21 protein-coding genes are annotated in these 25,634 nt (G+C 61.2%); 4 read left to right on the plus strand and 17 right to left on the minus strand.

Translation table 11 applies throughout. From position 1 onward, the window contains the following. Positions 1-7: 7 nt before the first annotated feature. The 3 genes from HX839_RS12265 to HX839_RS12275 are packed head-to-tail and all read left to right on the plus strand — an operon-like array spanning position 8 to position 3,252. A complete protein-coding gene (locus HX839_RS12265) occupies positions 8-2,191 on the plus strand; it encodes an FUSC family protein (protein WP_003216260.1) in 2,184 nt (727 codons plus the stop codon). After that, entirely contained in the window at positions 2,181-2,381 is a 201-nt protein-coding gene (locus HX839_RS12270) for a DUF1656 domain-containing protein (RefSeq protein WP_003216262.1), read from the plus strand. The genes HX839_RS12265 and HX839_RS12270 overlap by 11 nt, the downstream gene beginning before the upstream one ends. Before the next feature lie 10 nt (positions 2,382-2,391). After that, entirely contained in the window at positions 2,392-3,252 is an 861-nt protein-coding gene (locus HX839_RS12275) for an HlyD family secretion protein (RefSeq protein WP_177067089.1), read from the plus strand. A 102-nt stretch (positions 3,253-3,354) separates the two neighbouring features. On the opposite strand, the gene HX839_RS12280 is transcribed toward HX839_RS12275, so the two are convergent. Together HX839_RS12280 and HX839_RS12285 are read right to left on the minus strand one after the other, a co-directional pair. Continuing rightward, on the minus strand, positions 3,355-3,753 hold the full coding sequence (locus HX839_RS12280) for a DUF4440 domain-containing protein (RefSeq protein WP_177021825.1): 399 nt from the start codon (positions 3,751-3,753) through the stop codon (positions 3,355-3,357). Beyond that, complete coding sequence (locus HX839_RS12285; RefSeq protein WP_177049049.1) at positions 3,750-4,940, minus strand: MFS transporter; 1,191 nt, start codon at positions 4,938-4,940, stop codon at positions 3,750-3,752. The genes HX839_RS12280 and HX839_RS12285 overlap by 4 nt, the downstream gene beginning before the upstream one ends. A gap of 111 nt (positions 4,941-5,051) precedes the next feature. On the opposite strand from HX839_RS12285, the gene HX839_RS12290 reads away from it, so the two are divergent. Further along, entirely contained in the window at positions 5,052-5,915 is an 864-nt protein-coding gene (locus HX839_RS12290) for a LysR family transcriptional regulator (protein ID WP_177067090.1), read from the plus strand. A 60-nt stretch (positions 5,916-5,975) separates the two neighbouring features. On the opposite strand, the gene HX839_RS12295 is transcribed toward HX839_RS12290, so the two are convergent. The 15 genes from HX839_RS12295 to yaaA all read right to left on the minus strand — a co-directional run bounded on the left by HX839_RS12295 (position 5,976) and on the right by yaaA (position 25,520). Continuing rightward, positions 5,976-6,788, minus strand: a complete 813-nt coding sequence (locus HX839_RS12295; RefSeq protein WP_177067091.1) for an SDR family oxidoreductase — start codon at positions 6,786-6,788, stop codon at positions 5,976-5,978. 20 nt (positions 6,789-6,808) lie between these two features. After that, positions 6,809-7,273 carry a hypothetical protein gene (locus HX839_RS12300; RefSeq protein WP_003216273.1) on the minus strand — a complete coding sequence of 155 codons (465 nt, stop codon included), beginning with the start codon at positions 7,271-7,273 and terminating at the stop codon, positions 6,809-6,811. A 154-nt stretch (positions 7,274-7,427) separates the two neighbouring features. Beyond that, a complete protein-coding gene (locus tag HX839_RS12305) occupies positions 7,428-8,879 on the minus strand; it encodes a mannose-1-phosphate guanylyltransferase/mannose-6-phosphate isomerase (RefSeq protein ID WP_003216275.1) in 1,452 nt (483 codons plus the stop codon). 149 nt (positions 8,880-9,028) lie between these two features. Further along, a complete protein-coding gene (locus HX839_RS12310; RefSeq protein ID WP_008434181.1) occupies positions 9,029-9,676 on the minus strand; it encodes an alginate O-acetyltransferase AlgF in 648 nt (215 codons plus the stop codon). A gap of 16 nt (positions 9,677-9,692) precedes the next feature. Then, positions 9,693-10,880, minus strand: coding sequence for an alginate O-acetyltransferase (locus HX839_RS12315; RefSeq protein ID WP_008434178.1), 1,188 nt, complete (start codon positions 10,878-10,880; stop codon positions 9,693-9,695). Between the two features lie 11 nt (positions 10,881-10,891). Beyond that, complete coding sequence (locus HX839_RS12320) at positions 10,892-12,457, minus strand: MBOAT family protein (protein WP_177067092.1); 1,566 nt, start codon at positions 12,455-12,457, stop codon at positions 10,892-10,894. A 190-nt stretch (positions 12,458-12,647) separates the two neighbouring features. After that, a complete protein-coding gene (locus HX839_RS12325; protein WP_177067093.1) occupies positions 12,648-13,757 on the minus strand; it encodes a mannuronate-specific alginate lyase in 1,110 nt (369 codons plus the stop codon). 8 nt (positions 13,758-13,765) lie between these two features. Continuing rightward, positions 13,766-15,214, minus strand: coding sequence for an alginate O-acetyltransferase (locus HX839_RS12330; protein WP_076014451.1), 1,449 nt, complete (start codon positions 15,212-15,214; stop codon positions 13,766-13,768). An 11-nt stretch (positions 15,215-15,225) separates the two neighbouring features. After that, positions 15,226-16,785 carry a mannuronan 5-epimerase AlgG gene (algG, locus tag HX839_RS12335; protein WP_177067094.1) on the minus strand — a complete coding sequence of 520 codons (1,560 nt, stop codon included), beginning with the start codon at positions 16,783-16,785 and terminating at the stop codon, positions 15,226-15,228. After that, complete coding sequence (locus tag HX839_RS12340) at positions 16,785-18,272, minus strand: alginate export family protein (RefSeq protein ID WP_003216288.1); 1,488 nt, start codon at positions 18,270-18,272, stop codon at positions 16,785-16,787. Before HX839_RS12340 ends, algG begins: the two co-directional genes overlap by 1 nt. Further along, complete coding sequence (algK, locus tag HX839_RS12345) at positions 18,269-19,648, minus strand: alginate biosynthesis TPR repeat lipoprotein AlgK (protein WP_218173615.1); 1,380 nt, start codon at positions 19,646-19,648, stop codon at positions 18,269-18,271. Before algK ends, HX839_RS12340 begins: the two co-directional genes overlap by 4 nt. Before the next feature lie 135 nt (positions 19,649-19,783). Then, on the minus strand, positions 19,784-20,953 hold the full coding sequence (locus HX839_RS12350; RefSeq protein WP_003216292.1) for an alginate biosynthesis protein Alg44: 1,170 nt from the start codon (positions 20,951-20,953) through the stop codon (positions 19,784-19,786). Positions 20,954-20,989: 36 nt separating this feature from the next. Then, entirely contained in the window at positions 20,990-22,471 is a 1,482-nt protein-coding gene (alg8, locus tag HX839_RS12355; protein ID WP_003216294.1) for a mannuronan synthase, read from the minus strand. Positions 22,472-22,555: 84 nt separating this feature from the next. Continuing rightward, positions 22,556-23,872: a nucleotide sugar dehydrogenase gene (locus tag HX839_RS12360; RefSeq protein WP_003216295.1), complete on the minus strand. Its 1,317-nt coding sequence runs from the start codon at positions 23,870-23,872 to the stop codon at positions 22,556-22,558. Between the two features lie 868 nt (positions 23,873-24,740). Then, positions 24,741-25,520, minus strand: coding sequence for a peroxide stress protein YaaA (yaaA, locus tag HX839_RS12365; protein ID WP_008435666.1), 780 nt, complete (start codon positions 25,518-25,520; stop codon positions 24,741-24,743). Positions 25,521-25,634: the final 114 nt, after the last annotated feature.

Raw genomic sequence — 25,634 nt, forward strand, 5'->3', positions numbered from 1 at the left:
GGATGCGATGACTCCCTTGCCTGCACCGCTGCGCTGGTTGCACTCGCTTGAGTGGCGCCGTGGTTTCTTCGATTGGGCACGCAGTGATGGCGTGACCTGGGTCTATATCTTCAAGGTGCTGATCGCGGCGTTCCTGACGCTGTGGCTGGCCATGCGCCTGGAATTGCCGCAACCGCGTACCGCGATGATCACGGTATTTATCGTGATGCAGCCGCAAAGCGGCCAGGTATTCGCCAAGAGTTTCTACCGCTTCCTGGGCACCCTGGCGGGCTCGGCGGTGATGGTGTTCCTGATCGCGTTGTTTGCGCAGAACACTGAACTGTTCCTCGGTTCGCTGGCGATCTGGGTCGGCATCTGCACTGCTGGCGCGACCCGCAATCGCAACTTTCGCGCCTACGGTTTTGTGCTGGCCGGCTACACCGCGGCGATGGTTGGCTTGCCGGCCCTGGCCCATCCCGACGGCGCGTTTATGGCGGCGGTGTGGCGAGTCCTGGAAATCTCGTTGGGGATTGTCTGCTCCACGCTGGTCAGCGCCGCGATCCTGCCGCAAACCTCCAGCGCTGCGATGCGCAACGCCCTGTACCAGCGCTTCGGTGTGTTCGCGCTGTTCGTCACCGACGGCCTGCGCGGTCGCAGCGAGCGCGAAGGCTTTGAACGCAGCAACGTGCGCTTTATCGCCGAAGCCGTGGGCCTGGAAGGGCTGCGCAGCATCACCGTGTTCGAAGACCCGCACATGCGTCGGCGCAATGGCCGGCTGACGCGCTTGAACAGCGAGTTCATGGGCATCACCACGCGCTTCAACGCCTTGCACCAATTGCTCGAGCGCCTGCGCAGCCAGGAGGCCGATCACGTGGTGGCTGCGATCAAGCCGGGCCTGCAAGACCTGGCGGAACTGCTCGACGGTTTTTCCGGCCGTGCGCTCACCAGCCCCGATGCGGCGCGCCTGGCCAATCAGTTGAACGCCTACAAGGAAGGCCTGCCCGCCAAGGTGCGCAGCCTGCGCACCCGCTTCCAGGAAAGCGCCCCCAGCGACGCCGAACTGTTGGACTTTCACACCGCCTATGAGCTGCTGTACCGCTTCGTCGACGACTTGCACAACTACGCCCAGACCCACGCCTCCCTGGCGGATCACAGCCACGAGCGCGAACACTGGGACGAACCCTACACCCCGAAAACCAACTGGCTGGCCTGCGCCGCCTCGGGGATTCGCGCCTCGTTTATCCTGATCGTGCTCGGCAGTTACTGGGTGGCCACGGCCTGGCCCAGTGGCGCCACCATGACCCTGATCGCCGCGGCGACGGTGGGTTTGTCGGCCGCCACCCCCAACCCCAAGCGCATGGCCTTTCAAATGGCTTGCGGTACCTTGATCGGGGCGCTGGTGGGCTTTGTCGAAATGTTCTTCGTGTTTCCCTGGATCGACGGTTTCCCGTTGCTGTGCGTGATGCTCGCGCCGGTGATCATCTTCGGTTCGTTCCTGGCTTCGCGTCCGCAGTACGCGGGAGTCGGCGTCGGGTTGCTGATCTTCTTCAGCACTGGCTCGGTGCCGGACAACCTCACGATCTACAACCCCTATACCTTCATCAACGACTACATCGCCATGGTCATCGGCATGCTGGTGTGTGCGGCGGCGGGCGCGATCATCCTGCCGCCCAACAGCCGCTGGTTGTGGCGTCGGCTGGAGCAGGACTTGCGCGAGCAAGTGGTGTTCGCCATCAGCGGCAAACTCAAGGGCCTGGCGTCGGGTTTCGAAAGCCGCACCCGCGACCTGCTGCACCAGGCCTACGGCTTTGCCGCCGGGCAACCCCAGGTGCAACGCAACCTGCTGCGCTGGATGTTCGTGGTGCTGGAAGTCGGCCACGCGATCATCGAGTTGCGCAAGGAACAGGCGATCCTGCCGGTGCACCCGGCGTATGCCGAGTCCCAGCCGTGGCGCCAGGCGATCCGGGTGATGGGCCGTTCGCTGGTGCGGCTGTTCCTGCAACCCAGCGCCAGCAACCTGGAGCGCAGCCTGGTCGCCGTGGACCACGCCATCAGCCGGGTGCAGGCCACCGACGAACCCTTCGCCCCGCACTTCGACACCTCGGCCCTGCGCCGGGTGAAAAGCTACCTGCACTTTATCCGCACCTCATTGCTGGACCCGCAATCACCCCTGGCTGCCCTCAAGCCCGAAGGACCCGCCCATGCCTCGTGAAATCGCCTTCCACGGCGTCTACATGCCCACCATGACCCTGATGTTTCTGATCGCGGCGGGCCTGGCCTGGGCCCTTGACCGGTTCCTGGCCGGCTTTGACCTGTACCGTTTTTTCTGGCACCCGGCGCTGCTGCGCCTGAGCCTGTTCGCTTGCTTGTTCGGCGCCCTGGCGCTGACCGTCTACCGTTGAGAATGCCCCGATGAAAAAGTTTTTCAGCCTGCTCGCGACCTTGCTGGTACTGGCCCTGGCGATCTGGATTGGCCGCACGTTGTGGGTGCACTACATGGAAACTCCCTGGACCCGCGATGGCCGGGTGCGCGCCGACATCATCAACGTCGCCGCCGACGTTACGGGCGAGGTGGTCAATGTCTCAGTGCGTGACAACCAGTTGGTGAAAAAGGGCGACCTGCTGATGCAGATCGACCCCGAGCATTACCAGATTGCGGTCAAGCAGGCGCAATCCCTGGTGGCGTCCCGCAAGGCCACCTGGGAGATGCGCAAGGTCAACGCCCACCGCCGCGCCGACCTCGACGCCCTGGTGATCTCCAAGGAAAACCGCGACGACGCCAGTAACATCGCCGACTCGGCCCTGGCCGACTACCAACATGCCCTGGCCCAGCTTGAAGCGGCGCAACTGAACCTCAAGCGCACCCAGGTGGTGGCGGCGGTGGACGGCTACGTCACCAACCTCAACGTGCACCGTGGCGACTACGCGCGTATTGGCGAGGCGAAGATGGCGGTGGTGGATATGAACTCGTTCTGGGTGTACGGCTTCTTCGAAGAAACCAAGCTGCCCCACGTCAAAGTCGGGGACAAGGCCGACATGCAGTTGATGAGCGGCGAAACCCTCAAGGGGCACGTGGAAAGCATTTCGCGCGGCATCTACGACCGGGACAACCCGGAGAGCCGCGAGTTGATCGCCGATGTGAACCCGACGTTCAACTGGGTGCGCCTGGCCCAGCGGGTGCCGGTGCGGATTCATATCGATGAAGTGCCGGAAGGTGTGCTGTTGGCGGCGGGGATCACCTGCACCGTGATCGTCAACCAAACACAGAACTGAATGTGGGAGCGGGCTTGCTCGCGAAGGCAGTGTGTCAGTCAACGAAAATATCGACTGATCCACCGCATTCGCGAGCAAGCCCGCTCCCACATTTTGACCGTGTCAGGCCTGTAGAAACGTCTCGTGCAAATGGCGCCACAGCAGGGCGCCACTGGCCTGCTTTTCAAACACCACGGTCGATCGCCGATCGGTTTGGGCACCGCTGCCATCCACCTGCTGCTCGCGATAACTCACCGTCGCGCCACGGGCATGTCGGTCAATCCCTGCAAACTCGCTGAGGCTGATCTTGAACCCGGGCCGCTTGCCGCCAGCCTGGCTGAACAGCTGGTTGAGCAGTGCAAAATCCAGTTGTTTGCCCGCCGGGGTGATCATGGAAAAGTCCGGCGAAAAACGCTTCAGCAAAACCTCCAGTGTTCCCTCGGGGGCTGTGCCGGCAAACCATTGTTCGATCTCGACATGGGCCTGGATCACTTCATCAAAAAAATCGCGGTAGTCAATCATCGTGTGGGCTCGCTGGCAGGGTGAAGCAGTGTCCGTACCTTGGACGCATCCAGGCACAGTACGGCAAATAACGGAAACAGGGTCAAGGCTGCGGCAATCGCGAAGGTGACGGTGAACGAGTCCAGCGCAGCCAGCACCCCACTGAGCACGGCGGCACCGAGGCAAAAACTCAATTGCCGATTGATGTTCCACAAGGCGCTGGCATGCCCCATGCGCTCGGCCGGAATGTCGAGAAAGGCCAGGGTTTGCGCGGTGCTGCTGCACAGGCTGCCACCTAGGCCCATCAGGAGGTAGGCGAGCACCACGACAACCGGGTGCGGCTCGATCAGCAACAGGATGCCGAGGGCTTGCAGCAGCATGCCCGCCAGCAGCAGCGGCCTCGGCCCGCAGCGATTGAACAGTTTTTTGCTCAAGGCAATCGCCAGCCCCGAGGCCAGCGCCCACGGCAGCATCAGCGCGCCGATGTGGCTGGCGGTAAAGCCGAGGCCGTGCAGATAAAGAATCGCCACCAGGCTGGTGCCGATAAACACCCCCGGGATGAACAGGTAAACCAGCATCGCGACCCGCAGCATCGGGCGGCGAGCCTGGCCCAATACGTGACCGAGCTCCAGCGCCGGGCGTGTGGACGCGGGCGTGTCTGCCACCAGCCAGCGCAAGGTCAGCATCACGGTGATCAGCGCCAGCGGCAGGTTGGCGAAAAAGATCCAGCGCCACGACACGCTGTCCACCACCAGGCCGCCCAATGCTGGCGACAACGCCGGAATCAGCAGCGCCACCAGCATGACCCTGGCTGTCAGTTGGCTGCGTTCTGCCGGCGGAAAATGCCGATAGGCCAAGGCTTGCCCCACCGGAATCAACAAGCCGCCACCCAAGCCCTGCAACAGGCGCCAGCCGATCAGCGCTTCAATCGAGGCGGCCTGGCCCACCAGCACCGAGGCTACGCCGAACAGCAACAGGCTGACTGCAATCAACCGGCGCTCACCCAGCAGCGCCGCCAGCCAAACACTCAGGGGAATGACGACGGTCAGGCCGAGCATGTAGGCGTTGCCGATCCATGCCAGTTGCGTGACCGAGGCGTGCAACTCGCGGGCGATGTCCGGGTAAGCGATGGTGGCGACAAACATGTTCACCAGGTCGAGGGCGAAGCCCAGTAGAAAGATCCAGGTGACTTTCGAGCGGTAGGTCATTGCGCAGTTCCTGCTGTGGATGGCGGCAGGGTAGGCGGGTGCGGGCACTTGGGAAACAGCGGTTTGACTGTTAGTTTGTCAAAAATATTTTGACAAAGGAGCGCGTGACCAATGGTCAGTCTGGATCGTTTCGACACCTTCAAGGCCGTGGTCGAGGCCGGTTCGTTGACGGCAGCCGCGGATGTCCTCGGGCAGACGCGAGCAGTGGTGAGCTTCAACCTCAAGCGCCTGGAAGCCGAGCTGGGCGTGACCCTGCTGACCCGCAGTACTCGGCAACTGGCACTGACCGATGCGGGCGAACGCTTTTACCTGCGCTGCACGCGCATGCTGGAAGAAGCGCGCCTGGCGGTGGAAGAGGCCCGTTCGGAGCACAGCCAGCTCAAGGGCACATTGCGGATCACCACCACCGTCGAATACGGATTGGCGGTGGTGGTGCCGGCAGTGGAAACCTTTCGCGGCCTGCACCCGGAATTGAACATCCAGTTATCCACCTCCTCCAGCCACGCCGACCTGATCTCCGAGCGCTTCGATGTAGCTATTCGATTGGGGCGGATGCTCGACTCCAATCATCGGGCGGTGCAGCTGTCGAGCTACGAAATCCTCGCCGTGGCTGCACCGGGGTTTGCCGGGGTCGCCACGCTGGAAGAACTGGAGCAACTGCCCAAGCTGGGGCACTGGCGGCTGACGGAGTTGACGGTGCTCGACCCGGCCGGCCATGAGCACCTGTACCGTCCAGGCCCCGGCAAGGCTTCACTGGTTGCCGACAGTGCCGCCATTCTCCAGGCGTTTGCCGTGCGCGGGCATGGCGTGGCGATCCTGCCCCAGTGGCTGGTGCAGGAAGACCTGGATGCGGGGCGTTTGGTGCGGTTGCTGCCGGGGTATCGATTTGCGCCGCAGGGGGTGTACGCGTTGTACCCGGATACCCGGCATTTGCCCCTGAAAGTGCGGGCCTTCATTGATTTCATGAAAGGCTGATCAGCCGAGAAACCGTGTGGCGAGGGAGCAAGCTCCCTCGCCACGGGGAGGCGGGGGCTCTTAGAGCTGGCCGCTCAGGCCAAAGCGTTTTTTCAAGACAGTCTCCAGCAAGCCCTTGGGCAGCAACGCCGCCATCAATGGCAGTGCCCGGCAACCATTACCCGAGCGCAACAGGCGCGGCGGCGTGCCCTGTTGCACGGCCTTGAGCACGTCCACGGCAAAATCGCGAGCGGGCGTAGGCCGATCCTGGGAGGCCTTGGCCCGGGCGCGGATGCTTTCGCGCAGTGGCCACCAGGGCGACTTTTCATTGATCAACAGTTCGGCCTGGGTGCCGGCGTTTTTTGCAAAACTTGTATCGATGGCGCCTGGCTGCACTTCCATCACCCGCACGTCAAACGGTGCGAGCTCCATGCGCAACGCATCACTCAAGGCATGCACTGCGGCTTTCGAGGCGCAATACGCACCGGCGAACGGTGTGACCAACACGCCGGACACGCTGCCGATATTCACCACCAACCCTTTACGGCGACGCAGGGCCGGGAACAGCGCCTGAGTCACGCCGACCACTGAGAATACGTTGGTCTCGAATTGCTGCTGCATCGCCTGGGTGCCGCCGTCGAGCAACGGGCCCATGGCGCCATAGCCGGCGTTGTTGATCAGCACATCCAGCTCGCCGACCTGCCCGGCCAACTGCGCCAGTGCAGCGCTGTCGTTGACGTCCAGTTGCACCGCGTTAAAGCCGGCGCTGGCAAGTGCCGCCACATCCTCGCTGCGCCGGGCGCTGGCCCACACGTCAAAGCCGGCTTGCTTGAAGGCGTCCGCCAGGGCACGGCCAATGCCACTGGAGCACCCGGTGATCAGTACGTTGGGCATGGATCAGTCCTTTGTCGTTATCAGTCAGAGAAGCTGCCTTGCAAATGCTCGGCACGAAATTCCAGGGTTTGCGGGCGGTAGCCGGGGCGCAGCGGCGGCACTGGCAGGCAGTCTTCCCAGGTGGCGCCGGCCTGCAGTTCGCCGGGGCCGCGATAGCGCGGGGCAGCGTACACGTTGTCTGCCAGGTTGACCGTATCGCCCGGCGCATACGCGGCGATGCGCCAACGCAGTTCGGTCAGCGGTACGTTGTTGCCGTTGTTCAAGGTGAGCTTGAGCGGGCGGTCTGCGGGGCATTCTTTCGGCGCGTAGACGGTACGCAGTTCCAGGCGTGCCAATTGCTGGGCCTCGCGGTTGTCCAGCCACACCACCCATACCGCCACCAGGCCCAGGCCGACGGCGGCCGCGAGGGAAACCGGCAACGCCCTGGCGGGGTAGCGCAGCAAGAGGATCAGCCAGGTGATAATCAGCAAGACACCAAAGAACATGGCAACAACCTCGAAAACGGAACGGGCATCCTAACCAAGCGTAGGTGGAGTTGACCATCTTCGGGTTCCCCGGCCCCAAAGAAAAAGCCCCCGGCCCACCGGCTGCGGATAGGGGACGCAGTCGGTGGGGCGGGGGCTTGTTGTGCTGCTCTGTTTACTGCGCGATGGTTTTCACCGAAACGCCACGCTCGATTGGCGTGGATCGACCGTAGATATCTTCAAAGCGTTCGATATCGTCTTCACCCAGGTAGCTGCCGGACTGCACCTCGATAATCTCCAATGGAATCTTGCCCGGGTTACGCAAACGGTGCACCGAGGCAATCGGGATGTAGGTGGACTGGTTTTCGGTGAGCAGGAACACGTTCTCGTCACAGGTGACTTCGGCGGTGCCGCTGACCACGATCCAGTGTTCTGCGCGGTGGTGGTGCATCTGCAACGACAGGCACGCGCCCGGTTTCACCGAGATGTGCTTGACCTGGAAGCGCCCGCCCATATCCACCGAGTCGTACGAGCCCCATGGACGGTACACCTCGCAGTGGTTCTGGGTTTCGCTGCGGCCCTGCTCGTTGAGGGTGTTGACCATCTGCTTGACGCCCTGGACCTTGTCCTTGTGGGCAATCATCATCGCGTCCTTGGTTTCCACCACCACGATGTTTTCCAGGCCAATCACCGACACCAGCTTGCCGTTGCCGTGGATCATGCAGTTCTTGCTGTCCTGGATCACCACGTCGCCCTTGCTGACGTTACCGTTGGCGTCTTTTTCATTCACGTCCCACAGCGATGCCCAGCAACCCACGTCGCTCCAGCCGGCAGTCAACGGCACCACGCAGGCCAGTTGGGTTTTTTCCATCACGGCGTAGTCGATGGAGTTGTCCGGGCAGCAGGCGAAGGTGGATTCGTCGATGTCGATGGTGTCGGCGGTTTGGTTGCTGCGTTCCAGGGTCAGCAGGCAGGTGTCGTAGATGTCCGGATCGTGTTTTTTCAGCTCTTCGAGGAAGCGGCTGGCACGGAACAGGAACATGCCGCTGTTCCAGAAATAACCACCGCTCTTGACGAATTCGGCGGCGCGTTTTTCATCGGGTTTTTCCACGAACTGTTGCACGCGGCTGACGCCTTCGGGCAGCAGCGAATCGTTGGTCGACTTGATATAGCCGTAGCCGGTCTCCGGACGGGTGGCCGGCACACCGAACAGCACCATTTCGCCACGCTCAGCCGCCACAGTGGCCAGGGCCAGGGCGCGTTGCAGGGCTTTCTGGTCATCCAGCACGTGGTCGGCGGGCAGCACCAGCATCAGTTCGTCGCGGCCTTCGTTGACCAGCATCATCGCCGTCAGGGCCACGGCCGGCGCGGTATTGCGGCCGAACGGCTCCATCAGGATGCGCTGGGTTTCCAGTTTGCGGGCAGCCAGTTGCTCGTTGACGATAAAGCGGTGGTCCTTGTTGCACACCACGATGGGCGCGTCCATGCCGTCGAACACCAGGCGCTCCAGGGTTTGCTGGAACAAGGTGTGCTCGCCGGTCAGGGCCAGGAACTGCTTGGGAAACTGTTTACGCGAAAGCGGCCAAAGACGTGAGCCGCTACCACCGGAAAGGATTACTGGGATCATGGTGTTTCTCCTTGAATCAAATTTGGTTAGAGCCTGTGGGAGCCGGGCTTGCCCGCGATGGCATCACCTCGGTGTACCTGATACACCGAGTTGTCCGCATCGCAGGCAAGCCAGCTCCCACAGGGGGCAGCGTCAATCTGAAAATCTAATCAGCGGGTCGACACAGGGCGTTTCACCCACACTGGCGACAGGTTGGCGCCGGTGCCGGTGACGTACAGCACTGCGGCCTCACCGCGTTCCAGAGCTACCGGCTTCACGTCGCCGACTTTTTTATCGCCTTCATACAGCGCCAGGCTGACCTTCACCGGGTTGATCTCGCGCTCGCCACGGCCCTTGGCGGCCACGGCCTGGACCACGTCGGTCTTGCCATCGGCGGTTTTCAGGGTCAGCGACTTGTCACTGAGGTTCTGCACGCGCACCAGGGATTTCTGCTTGTTCTTGAACGGCGGTTCTTCGATCAGTTGCGGCTGGCCGCTGCCGCTGCTGACCAGGGTGTAGTAGTGGTCGGCGGCGAGCTTGACCGGCAGGGTCTGGCTGCCGACCTTGGCGCTGTAGTCACCGCCCGGCATGAAGCTGAAGTCACTGCTGGCCAGCGGTGCAACCTCGTTGAGGTTGGTGCTGCCAACGGTGGCGCTGACTTCCTGGTTGCTGGCGTTGTACACCCGCACAAAGCTCGAGCCTTTTGGCGCGACGGGACCGTAGAGGGCGGCGTCGCCACCGGCGAAGGCGGACATCGAAACAACGCTCATGCCGGCGACGAGGGCAAAAGTTTTTGCGAGGTTAGTAGTGAAAGTCATGTGAGTTACCTCTCTTTCAGTTTTGCGCCCGGTCGGGCGTCTCGGAGTTCATGTTTTTAACGGTGGGGGTGTTGATAGCCATGTTCTGTTGGCGCATACCGGCTTGTTTGAGCTGCGCAACCCACTGCGGGTCGGCATCGCCGATTTCGTTGTTCACAGGCAGATAACGCTCGGGAAACTCCCAGATCAGCACCTGTGGCGGGCTGTTCTTGAAGTCGTCGCTTTTCAGGTAGCTGAGCATCGGCAGGATCGGGCCGTGGCCGTCTTCGGAGTAGTTGATGACGTCGCTGCCCAGGGCTTGCTTCAGCGCGCCGACAAAGTTCCAGTTCGGGTTGGCGCTGTAGCTGGTGCCCACCAGGGCCACCGGGGTTTCACTGTCGGTGAACAGCGCATCGTCGCCTTTGGTTTCAGCCAGGTGCGTCACGCGTTTTTGCAGTGGCTCCTTGGGCGGCATCAGGTTTTCGAACAGCGGGTCCAGCGGCAGGAACAGGCGCAGGTCGCCCTTGTGTGGCTCGGTCTTCTCGGCTTCGGTGACAAAGCGTTGAGGCTCGCCGCTCAGGGGCGTTTTGTTGGCAATTGTCTTGGCCAATTCTTTGGCCGCCACTTCAGCGCCGTCCGGGGTCCAGTGGGTGTCGGTGCGCAGGAACACTTGTTGGCCGTGCAGCTTGGCCTGTTGCAGCGGACCCATCAGGTCAGGGGCGACGATCTTGTCGGCGGCCATGCGGGCATGGAAGTCCTGGTACAGACCGGCGTGGATGCTCGCCGGCTGCACTTCACCCAGGTGTTCCGGGTACAGCCGCACCTTGGCCGGCACGATCGCCATCACCAGTTGGATACCCTGGGCCTTGAGCTTCTGGCGCACGCCTTCCACCAAGGCATAGTTGCCTTGCAGGTTCTGGTCTTCGTTGACGATCGGGTTGAATTCCTCGTCGCTGTACAACCAGTGGTCGCGGCCAATCACCACGCCAGGGCGGCCTTCGTTGAACAGCTTGTAGTCCAGCGCTGCCCAGAGGTTGGTGCCCAGGCGCTTGATCGGGAACTGGTCGTCGTAGTGGGTCTCGACGGCCTTGGTCCAGCGGCCGTTGAGCACGGTGGCGTCGGCGTTGGTGCTGAAGCCCAGGAAACTGCGCATCGACCAGGCGCCCAACGCCAGCAGCACGGCGAGGAACAAGGCGATGTAGAGGACGCGTAATGAACGGGTCATGGTCGGCTCCCTCAGAACTGGAAGTAAAGGAACGGCGAGAAGCTCTGCGCCGAAAGTTTGAGAATCGACGCCACGAACAGCAGCAGTACTGCGGCGCGCATGGCGTAGCGTGGCCAGGTGGCGCTCCAGTAGGCCGGTTGCACGGTGGCCTCGGTGCCCACGGTGTAGCCGGGCTCATGGATGCTGCCCGGGTTGTCGCCCGGTACGGCCTTGATCAAGCCCGGTTGCGCAGTCGCCGGGCCATCGGCCTGGGTGTTCACCGCAGGCTTGGTTTTTTCCGATGGGCGGTTGCTGTAGAAGTCCCGCAGGCCGAAGAACGCCAGGGTTGCGTACGCCACCACCAGGGTTGCCACTTGCAGGCCGGTGAGGCTGGCGCGGTTGAGTTCCGACAGCGACCACTCGCCGAAGCTGAACATCGCGCCGTACATACGGCCGGCGACGTGCAGGTTTTCCGAGCGGAAGATCACCCAGCCCATCACCACCAGCAGGAAGGTGAAGGCCCAGCGCACAACGTTGAAACTGCGCGGTGCGGTGTTGAGGCCGATGGCTTTTTCAATCGCCAGCCACATGCCGTGCCAGGCGCCCCACACGATGTAGGTGATGTTCGCACCGTGCCACAGGCCACCGAGGAGCATGGTCAGGAACAGGTTGCGGTAGGTGGTCAGCGTGCCTTTACGGTTGCCGCCCAGGGTGATGTACAGGTAGTCACGCAGCCAGGTGGACAGGCTGATGTGCCAGCGCCGCCAAAACTCGGTGATCGACTGGCTGATGTACGGCTGCTTGAAGTTTTCCATGAAGCGAAAACCCATCATCAAGCCCAGGCCGATGGCCATGTCGCTGTAGCCGGAGAAGTCGAAGTACAGCTGCGCGGTGTACGCCAGTGCGCCGAGCCAGGCGTCACCCGTCGTAGGGTTTTGCAGGGCGAAGCAATGATCGGCGACCACCGCCAGGGTGTCGGCGATAAACACCTTCTTGATGAAACCCTGCATGAACCGTGTGCAGCCCTCGGAGAATTTATCGAGGGTGTGGGTGCGGTTGTTGAACTGGTCGGCCAGGTCGCGAAAGCGCAACACCGGGCCGGCAATCAGATGCGGGAAGATCGCCACGAACGCCGCAAAGTCGATCAGGTTGCGGGTGGCCGGGGTGTCGCCGCGGTACACGTCGATGATGTAGCTGATGGACTCGAAGATGTAGAACGAGATCCCGATTGGCAACAGCACGTGGGTGAGGATGAAGGGTTCCAGGCCCGCCGACTTCATCATCAGGTTGATGCTGTCGACACCGAAGTTGGCGTACTTGAAGTAGCCGAGGATGCACAGATCGACCGCCACGCCCAGCAGCAGCCAGCGCTGGGCCGGCCTGGTGCGCACGCCTGCCGCACCGACCTTGAGGCCGATCCAGTAGTTCCACAGCGTCACGGCGGCGAACAGCGCCAGGAAGTCCACTCGCCACCAGGCGTAGAACACATAACTGGCAACCAGCAGCAGCAGATTGCGATAGCGTTGCCCGCTCAGGTAGTACAAGCCGAGGAAGATCGGCAAGAACAGGAACAGGAACACATTGGACGAGAAAACCATCCCGATCTCTCCATGTTTAACCAACAGTCAAGGGCCAACGGCCCCCCCAAACCCCCCACCGAAATGAGAGGGCTATGTGATCGTTCCCACGCTCTGCGTGGGAATGCCTCACTGGACGCTCTGCGTCCGCTTTTGGGACGCGGAGCGTCCCTGGCTGCATTCCCACGCGGAGCGTGGGAACGATCAGCGACTAGCTGCCTTTGTTGCCTTTCTCATGCGCCGGGTCGAAGACCTTGGTCAGGTCACCCCCCAGGCGGAACGTCTTGAACGGCTGCATCCCGTGCTTGCGCTCGATCACATCCGGGGCGCAGGTGTAGAGGGTGCAGAAGGGCTCAAGCCAGGCAAATTTCATGTCTTCCTTGAGGTCCTTCATGTCTTGTTCCTTGCCGTTCTTCTTCTCGAAGATTTCCGGGTCTTTCACCCCGGCCAGCACGTTGTCGCCCAGGCGTTTCAAGGCGCCGTTGTTTTCCTGGCGCAGGTCCACGCCGTTGACCAGGGCAAAACTGGCAATCATCGCCAGCGGCGGCAGGGCGTAGTTGTGGTACGACAAAGCCCGTTGCTGACGCTTCAATTCGTTGGGCAGGAAGCCTTGGGCATCCACCTGATTGGCGCCGACCTTGTATTCCTTCACGGCCCAGTCAAACAGGTCGCGACGGTTGGTGGCGATGGAGGTTGCCATCACCGACCAGGCGGCCCAGTAGGAGTGGTTGTTGGTTTTATCCAGTGGCAGGTTGTCCCAGTCGCTCACCACCTGATCCGCCATTTTGCTGAACCAGGCTTCGATCAACTGCGACTCCTGCTGGTGGTTGGCCAGCGGATGGGAATCGGAGAATTTCAGGCGCACATAGGCCGACGCCATACTGCCCAACGCCCATTTGCGCATGGACTTGCCGGTGTGGTTGAAGTCCTTGGACATCAATGCATCGGCCTTGGCCCAGCTCGTGAGCCAGTTCAGCGTGCATTCCAACTGCTCCGGACGGCCGTCGCGCATGAATTGCATCACGCGCTTGCTGGTGTCTTTTTCCAGCTTGGTGATGTCGGCGGTGCTGTCGCGAAAGGCTTTTTCGGACTGCACATTCAGGGTGGAACGAGCCTTGTCCGAACCTTCGTACTTGCTGCGAAACTGCAGCGAGCCGGTGTACGGCGCGGGCATGGCGTCGCAGTCATTCTTGAAGTCGCCGGTCTTGAATGCTTCCACCGGGGCGAAATAACCCTGGGGCGGACGCAGTGGTGCGGCGGCGTTGACTTGGCCGGCAAACATCGCCAGGCCCAGCAGCGTTGGAATCAATAACTTCTGCATAAGTAACCTCATTGCCCCGTTGAAGCAGTCTGTTGACCACCGGCGGGGAATACGTTGCGTGTGCAAATTTTCGCTTCGACTTTCTGCGCGGCCTGGCCCGCTTCAGGGCCCTGCACTTCCACGGCCAGCAGGTTTTGCGTGGCCCAGTCTTCATCGGTGCGCAGTTCAAAGGCGAAACGCCCGTCTGTATCGGATGTTTCGGGTTTCTCGATCTTGATGTCCTCGTGGCGCCCGTTCATGTACCAGAGGGTGGCTTGCAGGGTTTTCACCGATGGGTCGGCGAAGCGGATGTCGACCTGGTGACTGCTGTTGCGCAGGTCTTTGTTCGAACTGTTCACCAGCAATTCGTTCTTGCCGGGTTTCAGCGTGGTGCTGGCGCTCATCTGGGCGGTCTTGCCTTCACAGCCGTTGTCCAGCAGCGACATCATCTGGCGGTAGATGGTCTCCTGGTCCAGGCGATACAGCGGCGAGAATTCCCAGATCAGGATCTTCGGCGGGGTCTTCTGGAATTCTTCGCTGCCCAGGTACTGGATCATCGAGCCTTCCAGGCCACCACCGGGGAAGGCGACGTTAAGGATGTCGGCACCGATTTCCTGTTCCAGGAAGCCGGCGAAATTGTAGTTCTTGCCACTGTGGCTGGTACCCACGAGGGTGATCTGCGGGTTGCCGGAATCACCGAACAGGTCGCCGTCTGCCGCTTCGCCCTTGGGCTCGGTGGTGAACTGGTCCATGTACTGGATCGCGTAGCTGGTGCCGCACAGTTGCCCGGCCATGTTATGCAGGGTGCCGGTCTTACCCATGCGCCCGGAGCGTTTGGTCTCGAATTCGCGCTGGGGGATGCCGGCAAATTCAGGCATCGCCCGCACTTTCGCGCCGACGATTTTGGCGGTGCGCTGGGCGCCGTATGGCGTCCAGTGTTGGTCGCCGCGGAAGTAGAAATCGTGGGCCGGCAATTCATCCGGCAGTTGCTCGTTGGTCAGTGGCGACAGGTCCGGCACGACGTAGCCCATCTTGGCGAAGCGCCCGAGCATGGTCTTGTAATTGCCCAGGGCCTTGTCGAAATCGAACCTGGCTTTCTCTTCAGGGTTGAGCTTGTTGCGGTTCACCAAACCACGGGTCGGCTGGTAGACCACCACCAGTTCCACGCCCTTGCTCTTGAACGCATCGTGCAGCTGCTGCATGCGTTTGTAGCCGGCGGGGCTGGTGTCGAATTCGGTGCGCAGGTCTTCCTGGGTCCGGAACAGCCAGTCGCCCTGGGCTTGCACCAGGGTGGTGAAGTTCTGCTGGTAGCGGGTGGTGTAGTTCTTCGCGTCGTGGGCGGCCGGGCACAGGCTGCAGCACGGCTCGGCGGTGAAGGTTGGCGCCTTGATTTCGTCGGCGCGCACGCCCTGGCTGGCCGCAAGCAGGCCGAGGGTCAAACCCGAAAGGCTGAGCAGTTTGATCATGTGTGGGTGCATAAAGGTCATCCTCAGTCCTGCATTTCGGTCTGGCGTTCGACAGGGTCGATCAGCACGGCTTTCTTCTGGCGTACCAGCAAGTCGAGGATCTCTTCCTGGCGATCGCCAAGAACGCCCGAGAAGCTGATGCCACTGGATTTGGTCGGCGCAAGCATCGATACGCGGTACAGCTCGACGCTCAACGGCGAGTCGATGGACAGCGGCCCGCTGCCGTTGGCGGCCAGTTCACCGCCGACCACGATCAGCGAGACCTTGGTGTCGAACGGGTCGAGGGCGATGTCGCGGTCGGTGTCGGTCAAATCCTTGATGTGGCCGTACACGCCGGTCAGCCCGTTGGCCATGGCAATGTTCTCGTACAGGCGAATGTTCACGCTGTTACGCACGCGGATGCCGTGGCGACGGTTGCTGATCACCTTGTTGCCCCACAGCAGGTTATCGCCGCTCTCATAGAGGGTGATGCCGTCGGTGTGGTTGCGGTAGATCTCGTTGTCGGCGATCAGGTTGTTGACGCTGTTACGGTCGATCACCAGGCCCGAGAGCTTGTTGTCGAAGCTGCGGTTGTTGAAGATGAAGCTGTCGTTCACTTCCCGGGAAATGATGATGCCGTGCTTCTTCTTTGTGCCGTAGACGGTGTTGTCGGTGATGATCAGGCCGTGTGAACGGTCGTGGGGGTCAATGCCGTAGACGATGTTGTCCTTGTAGGTATTGCCCTTGAGCACAAAGCCGGTGGTTTCGTAGCAGTAGAAGCCGTACCACATGTCCGAGAACTCGGAGTCGACGATCCAGCCCGTCGGCTCGGGGCGCTTGAGCACCTTGGCCATGTTCGGCGTGTACTGGGAAATACTCACGCCATACGACTTACTGTTGGCGTAGCCGAAACTGGCCATCTTGCTGTTGGCGATGTAGGTCTCGGTGCCGCCCCAGGCCAGCAGGAACGGGCGGAATTCCTTGGGCGACTGGAAGGTCGCCGGGCCGTTGGTCTTCTCGCGCCAGCCGGTGATTCTGGTGTCACGTACGAACAACTGGCCGTCGTTGATCAGGAACGAACCGGCTTCCTGGGACAGGCGCAGCTCTTGAGTCTGCTTGTCGATTTCGAGGATGCCTTTACGGCCCACCACGATCGGCAACTTGGCCAGGAACACCCCCGGCGAAGTTTCGCTGAAGTACTGCTTGGGCACTTTCTTCAGCAGGTCCTTGAGGTTCATGTAGCCGTCGTCGACAAAGATCGCCTGGGGAATGCCGTGCTGGCGCACTACCCATTCGGCCATCTTGTTGTCGCCGCCGATGAAATCCTTCAGGGCGTCTTCCTGCATCATCCGGCGGATGCTGATTTTGCCTGGCTTGGTACGCACGATCTTTTTCGCGATATTGGCCGCGGTGTAGCCGGACACGTCCGGCAGCGCAGGCTTGGCCATCTCCAGCGGCTCGGTCGGCGGGCTGGAGATGGTGTAGGTCTTGGCCTGTTGCAGCTCTTTGGCGATGGTCGGCGCTTTGTCGGCGAAGGCCGAGGCGCTGGCCAGCAGCATGGCCGCGACGAGCAGGCTTTGAGGCTTCATTGCGCAGGCTCCCATCAGAACTTCCAGATCACGTCGACAAAGGCGCGATGCATGTACGAGTCGACCTGGCTGCCATAGGCGTCGCCCGGCTTGAACACGCCTGCACGGAAGCGCACCAGGGCCGACGGCTCGTCGATCGACTGGCTGAGCCCGGCCGGCAGCAGGCCTTTCTTGAAGTACTTGGTGACCACCAGGTCCATCTCCTGGCCGAGATCTTTCTTGCCGTCTTCAAGCGGCAGGGACGTGCTGGACAGGATCGCGCCGGTCACGTCATCGGTGTTGTTCTGCACGGCATCGATGCCGTTGCTGCCCACCGGCTTGTTGCCGTCTACGCGCCAGAACTTGTGGTACACAAGGCTTGCGTCATAGTCCTCGCGCAGCTGCCAGGACCCGAACAGGCTCATGGACTGCATGTTGTTCATCTCGCCGCGAAACGCTTCGCCGAAGCGATGGACGCGGGACTGGGTACCGGTCCAGTTCGAACGGTTGCTTTGCAGGCCGTTCTGCTCGTATTCGGCACTGGCGCGGGAGTAGGCGGCGCCCACTTGCCACTGCGGGTCGAGGCGCAGGCGTACACCCAAATCGGTGGCCCAGCCATTCACGTCATCGCTGCGCTTGGCGTTGGCCGGGCGGGTGCCGTCGGCGTTCAAGGCGTTGACCGTGTCGCGGTCGCCCTGCATGCCGGTGACGCTCGCCCAGTAGTTGACGGTGTTGGTGTTGCGCCAGTTGTAGGCGTCGCTGTTGGCTTCGATGCCGAGCCAGGTCAGGTCGCCGTTCTCGCGCTTGTCCAGCGAGTCGGTGGCCACGCCCGGTTCCGGGTAGTCGAGCTTGCCGTCATCATGGGTGTGGTGAGCGCGCAGGCCGATCCACTGGCCTGGCGTCCACTGGTAGGCGGCGTCGGCGTACAGGTGCTGACGGTCCTTGTCCTTGGGCGACAGTTCCTTGAGGTCGGTGCGGTATTCGCTGAAGCGCTCGGCGACGCCGACATTGGCCTTGAGCAAGGTGGTGTCGAAGGTCCAGTTCAGCGCTTCGATATTGGTGTCGCGCCATTGGCCGTCGTCATTGCGCAGGCGTTGGCGACCGAGCTTGAGGATCTCGCCGGGGTAGGGCGTGAAGCCGCCATAGGCGACCCAGAACTCGCGCATCGCCAGGTAGTTCTTCTTGCTCTTGCGGTCGTCATTGCTGGTCTGTTGAGTGGCGTCATCCGAGGACTGTTGCAGGGTGTCGGTCTCGATGATGTCGCTGGAGGTCACGGCCTGGCCCATGGCGTAGGCGCTCCAGTTGCCGCTTTCACCGTAGATCCACGGGCGCAGGTCAAGGCCGATGCCGTTGACGTCGCCGCCTTTCTGGGTGCCCAGGTCGCGGTCATCTTCGGACTGGCCGGTGACTTTGACTTCCAGGCCGAAGTTCTTGGCTTCGGTCAGCGCCGCCAGGGTCGGGCACGACCACAGCAGGGCGAAGGTCAGGCCGATACCGGCCTTGACGAATGGGTTGAGCTTCATAGGGATTCCTCGCCGTCTTCTTCTTGCAGGGCGTGCAATTGCAGCGTGCTTTGGGCCAGGGTGCCGCGCACGGCCAGCTCCTGTTGCACCAGGCGTTGGCCTTCGGCGCGTTGTTCCGGGGTCAGCGGCGCTTCGAGCTGGGTCGCCAGGTCGTTGGCTTCCGGCGTGTCCTGGGCCTTGGCCAACTGGCTGAAGACATAGGCGTTAAGCGGGTCGGGCTTGGTGCCCTTGCCTTGGGAAAACAGCTGGGCAATCGCGAAGTCGGCGCTGTTCTGGCCGTTGCGCGCAGCGGTCAACAGATGGTCCAGGGCCTTTTGCGAATAGACCTTGCCCAGGTAGCCACGGCGGTAGATCTGGCCGAGGTAGTAGTCGGCGGCGACTTCGCGGCCGACGGCTTTCTGGAAGTGTTCTTCGGCGGCCTTGGCGTCAGCCGGGACCCACTTGCCTTCGTAGTAGAGCTTGCCCAGCAACAGTTCGGCGCGGGGCTGGTCGGCGGCGCGGCCGTTGTCGAGGTACTTCATCATCTGGTCGACGTCGCCCAGTTCCGGGAAGTCGTAGAGCAGTTGCGCCAGGCTGACCCAGGAGGCCGGGTAGCCGGGGGCGATTTTTTCCAGCAGGGCCTGGGCGGTTTTTTCGTCGGTCTTGCCCAGGCTTGCATCATCCAGTACACGAGCCACGCTGTCGACCCGTTGGGCGGTGACGGTGCCGCGGCTGTAGCCGGCTTCCATCTGCTTGAGCAAGTCGGCCTGTTTTTCCGGCTCGGCTTTTTTCTGGTAGACCGTGGCCAGCTCGACGTAGCAGATATCGGTGGTGTTCAGTGCGGCCTTGCAGATGCTTTCCACTTCATCCAGGTGCTGGTCGTAGGTGTCCTGGGTGCGATACAGCAGCACCTGGGCGAGACCGGCTTCCGGGTAACCCGAGGCGCGCCATTTGCTGATCTGCTGCTGGGCGTTGATGTTCGGGAAACTGTGCGGGTATTGCAGGTAGAGCATTGCCAGCGGGATCAGGGTGTTGCCTTCGCCATTGGCAAAGGCCTTTTTCAGCAGGCCTTCGGCTTCATGGTGTTCGGCTTCGGTCGCGCCGGGCTTGGCCACCAGCAGGCGGCCCAGGCGTGCCTGGGCACGGGGCGAGGTATCGGCAGCCGCGCGGTACGTCGCTTCGGCCTGCTTGATTTGCTCGGGGTCGCGGGTGCCGACCTGGATATCCGCCAGGCCCACTTGGGCCTCGCTGTAGCCCAAATCCGCGAGCTGCTGGTAGTTCTGCTGGGCAGTGACGGTGTCGCCACGTTTCAGCGCTTCATTGGCCAGGCGTTGGTCGGGCAGGCCGGCGCAACCGGCGAGGCTGACCGCAACAGCCAGCAACGCCACAGTTCCCATGTAGGAGCGGGCTTGTTCGCGAAGGGGCCCTGTCAGTTGATGCATGTGTTGGCTGACACACTGCTTTCGCGAGCAAGCCCGCTCCCACAGGGATTGCGGTGTTTTTGAGAGAGTCATCACAGGCATGTCCTCTGCTTACAGACCGTTGGCCATGGCTTTGTCGATCAGCCAGTTCAGGGACGGGCCGCGATCGCTGGTCACTTCAACCGGGCGACCGGCGTAGGTGCTGTCCAGCGGGGCGTCGGGTTTGATCTGCACGCGGATGTCGGAGGACATTTCGCTGCTGTTCAGGCTGGTGCTGCTGACGATGGTGCCGGTGCGTACCTGCTCTTCATCCGCTACCTGGAAGTTCACGCGGGTGCCCGGGCGAACGTCGGCAAACTGGCGATAGGAGAAGCGCGCATCAACGTTGGCCTGGCTGCCGCGTGGCACCAGTTGGAAGATCACGTCGCCCTTGCTGGCGTACTGACCGTCGGCGACCAGTTGCTGGGCCACGACGCAGTCGCAAGGGGAGGTGAGGGTGCCGGTCATTTGCTTGCCGAACAGCTCTTCGACCTTGGCCGGTTGCAGCTGGTCTTCGTCCAGATGGCCCTTGAGCACGTCGAGCATGCTGGTGCTGAAGGTTGCCAATGGCGCGCCTTTGGCGGCGACCGCATCGCCTTTGATCAGGCTTTGCACGGTGCCATCGCGGGGCATGGTCACGTTCATCCCGGGCACGCTCACCAGGCCGGAGGTGGCGTGGCTGACGAAGTACATGCCGTACACCGATTTGACCACGAAGCCGAATGCCGCCAGGCCCACCACGAAGATCCCGAGGCTGAAAGTCACCGCCCGCAGGCGGCCACCGACGCTCATGTTGCTGCCGCCGTCCTTGACCTTGCGCGCCTTGGTGAAGTTGTCGCGTTGCAGGGTTGCCAGCACGTCACCCATGGTCACGATGTCACCGGCCAGGTGCGAGGTGATCAGGTGGCGCAGGGTGGAGATGTCTTGTGCATCGAGGTTCTGGAACTGGCAACCGGTGCGGCCGGTCTGGCGGTCGTAGGAGCGAATCTGCAGCTCGACGTCCATCGCCAGGCCCAGGTTGTCGATCACGAATTGCAAGCGACCCTTGTGCACATCGCCGACTTTCAGCGGCTGCTGCGGGGCGTTGAAGGCCAGGCCGCCGGCGGACAGGTCGATCACCCGCACTTCCATCGGTGTTTGATCGGCGCCGAAGAAGCGCAGCTTGGCCGGGATTTTGACCCGGGCGTGTTGGCGCTGGGCTTCGGATTCGTGGACAACGTTGGCGTTTACTGGGCTATTCATGGTGTTTAGTTCCTAGTTAATTCAGGCTTGGCAGGGTCAAACCATCATCAGCAACACGGCGACGAAAATGCTGCCGGCGGAGAAGGTCATGGTCCGAGACGACCAGGTGTTGAACCAACGTTGAAAGCTGGCCAAATCGCGGGTCAGTTTGGTGTCCTGGCGGGTCCAGGACTGTTGATCAAGGCGGAAGAACACGTAGATCTTCACCAGCGCGCCCATGATCTGGTTGTAATAGAGAATCACCGGGTAAGCCGGGCCGATCTTGTGGCCGGAGCACGACAGCAGCAGGGTCAGAATCAGGCGGGTGATGCCGATCCACAGCAGGTAGGCGAGGATGAACGCGCCGCCGTATTTGAAGGTGGCGATGATCGCCACGGTCAGCCCCAGCAGGGAGGTCCACATCGACACGCGTTGATCAAACAGCACGATGCTGGTGAACAGGCCCAGGCGACGCATACCCAGGCCCAGGGCACGTGAGTTCTGGCGCAGGTTGTTGCCGTACCAGCGGAACATCAGTTTGCGGCTGGCCTTGATAAAGCTCTTTTCCGGCGGGTGTTCCACGGTGTGGATCGCGGCGTCCGGTACGTAGAAAGTGTCGTAGCCCAGGCGCATCAGGCTGAACCAGCTGGACTTGTCGTCACCGGTCAAAAACTTGAAGCGGCCCAGGCGCCAGTGTTGCAGCGAGTCGCTTTCCACATCGGCAATGAAGCCCGGGTCGGTGACCACGTTGGCGCGGAATACCGACATGCGGCCGGTCATGGTCAGCACGCGTTTGGACAGGGCCATGGAGCACATGTTGATGTGGCGCTGGGCGAAGCGCAGCTTGTGCCACTCGCTCATGATGTAGCCGCCGCGCACTTCGCAGAACTCGTTGGTGGTCAGGCCGCCGACATTGCCGAACAGCTGGAACCACGGCACGGTCTTGCGCACTACGCCCTCGGCGAGCACGGTGTCGCCATCGATCACGGCCACTACGGCGCGGTTGTCCGGCAGGTGGCGGGAGATGGCGCGAAAACCGAAGGCCAGGCCGTCACGCTTGCCGGTACCGGCGATGCGCACGAAGTCCAGCTTGACGTGGTCGGGCGGGTTCATCCTGGCCCACAGGCTCTTGACCAGCAGCTCATCGGACATTTCCACCAGGGAGCAGACCACGGTGGTAGGGAAGCCACATTCGATGGCCTCGCGGATCACCGAGCTGTAGACCTGGGCCGTGGTCAGCGCGTCGATCCGAAAGCTGGTAACCATCAGGAATACGTGGGACGGGTCTGCCGCCTTGCCCAGCTTGCGCACTTTGCGCCGCAGGTGCGGGTAGACCACGTACAGGAACAGCATGCCGCGAAAGAAATGCGTAGCACCCATCGAGTAGCGCCAGATACCGACGGCGCCAATCAGGAAAATAAAATTCTTCGACTCTGAGTCGAACGTACTCGCCGGCAACAGCAGGGCGAGTCCCATCAGCAGGCTCAGGAAAAACAGCCAGCCGGCAGATTGGAGGAGTACGTGTTTTAACTTGGACATAGGCGTCATTCCGCAGGTGAAGGAGGCTTCAAGCAGCAAGCGCCGGGGATCAGGACGCTTGCCGCTTGAAACTTGCCGTTGCTGTTACCAGCAAATGCCTTCGGTACGGCCGCTCACGCTGGTGGCCTTGGACATGAAGCCCACCAGGTCGACCACTTGCTTGCCGTGGGGGGCGTTGTGCGCCAGGGCACGGAACTTCTCGTCGCGGTTGCCCAGGATGATCACGTCGGAGTTGTTGATCACTTCGTCGAAGTCCGAGTTGAGCAGGGACGACACGTGAGGGATCTTGCCTTCGATGTAGTCCTTGTTGGCGCCGTGCACGCGAGCGTATTCGACGTTGCTGTCGTAGATGCTCAGGTCGAAACCCTTGCCGATCAGCATTTCTGCCAGTTCCACCAGCGGGCTTTCGCGCAGGTCATCGGTGCCGGCCTTGAAGCTCAGGCCCAGCAGGGCGACTTTGCGTTTGTCATGGCTGGAGACGATGTCGAAGGCGTTTTGCACCTGTGACTCGTTGCTGCGCATCAGTGAGTTGAGCAGCGGCGCATCCACGTCCAGGGAACCTGCCCGGTATGTCAGGGCGCGCACGTCCTTGGGCAGGCAGGAACCGCCGAAGGCAAAGCCTGGGCGCATGTAGTACTGGGACAGGTTGAGGGTCTTGTCCTGGCAGACCACTTCCATCACTTCGCGACCGTCGACACCTACCGCCTTGGCGATGTTGCCGATCTCGTTGGCGAAGGTCACTTTGGTCGCATGCCAGACGTTGCAGGTGTACTTGATCATCTCGGCGACGGCGATGTCCTTGCGGATGATCGGCGCGTCGAGTTCTTCGTACAGCGACTGCAGGACATCGCCGGAAGCGGTGTCGAATTCACCGATGACGGTCATCGGCGGCAGGTCGTAGTCGGCGATGGCGGTGCTTTCACGCAGGAACTCAGGGTTTACGGCGACGCCGAAGTCGACGCCGGCTTTCTTGCCCGAGCAGTCTTCGAGAATCGGAATCACCACATTGGCCACGGTACCTGGCAGCACGGTGCTGCGGACCACGATGGTGTGACGGGAGGTCTTGTCACGCAGGACAAAACCGATCTCGCGGCACACCGATTCGATGTAGTTGAGTTCCAGGTCGCCGTTCTTCTTGCTCGGCGTGCCGACGCAAATCATCGACAGGTCGGTATCACGGATTGCCTCGGCGAAATTGGTGGTGCCGCGCAGTCGGCCGGTTTGAACGCCCTGGCTTAACAGCTCGCCCAGACCCGGTTCAACGATGGGGGATTTACCCGCGTTGATCAGGTCGATCTTTTCCTTGGAGATGTCTACGCCAACGACCTCATGGCCCCGTGCAGACAGGCAACCGGCACATACCGCGCCGACGTAACCCAAACCAAATATGCTGATGCGCATCGCATTTACCTCATTGTTAATCGTGCCACTAGATGGCCGGAGTTCATGTTTTGAAGCGTCACCCAGGCACTGGAAAGTGCGACGAATAAACGTCGGTATATCCAGTGCAGGCATACTAAAAGTCGAGTGACTAACTAATGCACTCAAGTTGTGCGCAACTTGGCCTTATTGTTGGGGCTTGCCCTGAAATGCAGCCAGCCTTCCTGGGGAAGGGCCTGGCGCCAGTGCCGCAAGGCGTTGACAGGGGCTTTTAGCCCTTATATATCAACGGCTTGGGTTGTCTCACTGACCCATACAGGTGAGCTCAGCCTTGGCCTTGTCGGAGAAAGTAGTGAAACCTTTGCGTCCGCCTTCAACTAATCAGTTGATGATTTGACCATTGAGTCAAAGTTATATGACAACTTTGCTACTTTCCTTGGTCGCCACGTAAGTCATCTCTTACATCTTCAGAGATAATCGTTACCGGTGGTATGAGCGGTGCTTTAGGACATAGTTCCTGTCCACTCATCCTGTTTCCTGAAATTTCTTGAAATATTAGGAAAGATGGCACTAGTACTATTCTGATAGCACTTGCTATTTAGGCCAGTAGTTGCGGGGAGTTGCGAGGGGTAAATAGTTTTGTGCCACTACTGTTTTAAAAAAGTGGTGCCACTACGAAAAAAATTGACGAATGTCGAGTGAAATAAATGTTAGGGAATCTGAAGAATTATTTTTGACGCCAAATAAATGGCGAATCCGGAATTGGAATGCAAACAAAATGTGGGAGCGGGCTTGCTCGCGAAAGCGGCGTGTCAGGCAATAAAGGCATCGACTGAACCACCGCTTTCGCGAGCAAGCCCGCTCCCACATTTGGATCTTCGTTGTCAGGTTATTCCGGGGCGTGATCCCGCAGGAACACCAGGTTATCCGGCTTCGACTGCTCCGCATTGAAGCGATAACCCTGCACGTCAAACTCCTTGAGTCGGGCCGGGTCGTTGATGCGTTCTTCAATCACAAAGCGGCTCATCATGCCCCGGGCCTTCTTGGCGTAGAAGCTGATGATCTTGTACTGGCCGTTTTTCAGATCCTTGAACTCGGTGTTGATGATTCGCGCATTTAATGCCGGGCGTTTGACTGCCGAGAAGTACTCGTTGGACGCGAGGTTGAGCAGCACGTCATCGCCTTGTTCGGCCAGGGCTTCGTTGAGCCACTCGCTGATGCGGGTGCCCCAGAAAGCGTACAGGTCCTTGCCACGGGCGTTGGGCAGTTTGGTGCCCATTTCGAGGCGGTACGGCATCATCAGGTCCAGCGGCCGCAGCAGGCCGTACAGGCCGGAGAGCATGCGCAGGTGGTCCTGGGCGTAGGTGAAGTCGGCGTCCTTGAGGGTTTCGGCGTTGAGGCCGGTGTAGACGTCGCCCTTGAATGCCAGCAGGGCTTGTTTGGCGTTAGCGGGGGTGAAGGCGGGGGTCCAGCTGCCGAAGCGTGCGGCGTTGAGGCCGCCGATTTTGTCGGAGACGTGCATCAGTTCGCTGATTTGCGCCGGGCTGAGTTCGCGCAGTTGTTCGATCAGCTCCTGGGAGTGGTCGAGGTATTGCGGCTGGGTGAAGCGCGGGGTGACCGGCTTTGACTCGAAATCGAGGGTTTTGGCGGGGGAAATCACCGTCAGCATGAAGTCGTCTCCTTTAATCGTGGGGGGATTCTAGGGGGTAGGGCGGTTTGACTCCACCTATGATGGTGATAGATGCCTGTGGGTTTGTGTGTATATCCGTTATTTAGGTAACGG

It is taken from the genome of Pseudomonas sp. I8001 (genome assembly GCF_013385345.1).
Classification (GTDB): domain Bacteria; phylum Pseudomonadota; class Gammaproteobacteria; order Pseudomonadales; family Pseudomonadaceae; genus Aquipseudomonas.

Coding starts and splice junctions, on each gene's coding strand:
- HX839_RS12265 (WP_003216260.1), top strand. CDS start 8: ATGACTCCCTTGCCTGCACCGCTGCGCTGGTTGCACTCGCTTGAGTGG.
- HX839_RS12270 (WP_003216262.1), top strand. CDS start 2,181: ATGCCTCGTGAAATCGCCTTCCACGGCGTCTACATGCCCACCATGACC.
- HX839_RS12275 (WP_177067089.1), top strand. CDS start 2,392: ATGAAAAAGTTTTTCAGCCTGCTCGCGACCTTGCTGGTACTGGCCCTG.
- HX839_RS12280 (WP_177021825.1), bottom strand. CDS start 3,753: ATGATTGACTACCGCGATTTTTTTGATGAAGTGATCCAGGCCCATGTC.
- HX839_RS12285 (WP_177049049.1), bottom strand. CDS start 4,940: ATGACCTACCGCTCGAAAGTCACCTGGATCTTTCTACTGGGCTTCGCC.
- HX839_RS12290 (WP_177067090.1), top strand. CDS start 5,052: ATGGTCAGTCTGGATCGTTTCGACACCTTCAAGGCCGTGGTCGAGGCC.
- HX839_RS12295 (WP_177067091.1), bottom strand. CDS start 6,788: ATGCCCAACGTACTGATCACCGGGTGCTCCAGTGGCATTGGCCGTGCC.
- HX839_RS12300 (WP_003216273.1), bottom strand. CDS start 7,273: ATGTTCTTTGGTGTCTTGCTGATTATCACCTGGCTGATCCTCTTGCTG.
- HX839_RS12305 (WP_003216275.1), bottom strand. CDS start 8,879: ATGATCCCAGTAATCCTTTCCGGTGGTAGCGGCTCACGTCTTTGGCCG.
- HX839_RS12310 (WP_008434181.1), bottom strand. CDS start 9,676: ATGACTTTCACTACTAACCTCGCAAAAACTTTTGCCCTCGTCGCCGGC.
- HX839_RS12315 (WP_008434178.1), bottom strand. CDS start 10,880: ATGACCCGTTCATTACGCGTCCTCTACATCGCCTTGTTCCTCGCCGTG.
- HX839_RS12320 (WP_177067092.1), bottom strand. CDS start 12,457: ATGGTTTTCTCGTCCAATGTGTTCCTGTTCCTGTTCTTGCCGATCTTC.
- HX839_RS12325 (WP_177067093.1), bottom strand. CDS start 13,757: ATGCAGAAGTTATTGATTCCAACGCTGCTGGGCCTGGCGATGTTTGCC.
- HX839_RS12330 (WP_076014451.1), bottom strand. CDS start 15,214: ATGCACCCACACATGATCAAACTGCTCAGCCTTTCGGGTTTGACCCTC.
- algG (WP_177067094.1), bottom strand. CDS start 16,785: ATGGGAGCCTGCGCAATGAAGCCTCAAAGCCTGCTCGTCGCGGCCATG.
- HX839_RS12340 (WP_003216288.1), bottom strand. CDS start 18,272: ATGAAGCTCAACCCATTCGTCAAGGCCGGTATCGGCCTGACCTTCGCC.
- algK (WP_218173615.1), bottom strand. CDS start 19,648: ATGGGAACTGTGGCGTTGCTGGCTGTTGCGGTCAGCCTCGCCGGTTGC.
- HX839_RS12350 (WP_003216292.1), bottom strand. CDS start 20,953: ATGAATAGCCCAGTAAACGCCAACGTTGTCCACGAATCCGAAGCCCAG.
- alg8 (WP_003216294.1), bottom strand. CDS start 22,471: ATGTCCAAGTTAAAACACGTACTCCTCCAATCTGCCGGCTGGCTGTTT.
- HX839_RS12360 (WP_003216295.1), bottom strand. CDS start 23,872: ATGCGCATCAGCATATTTGGTTTGGGTTACGTCGGCGCGGTATGTGCC.
- yaaA (WP_008435666.1), bottom strand. CDS start 25,520: ATGCTGACGGTGATTTCCCCCGCCAAAACCCTCGATTTCGAGTCAAAG.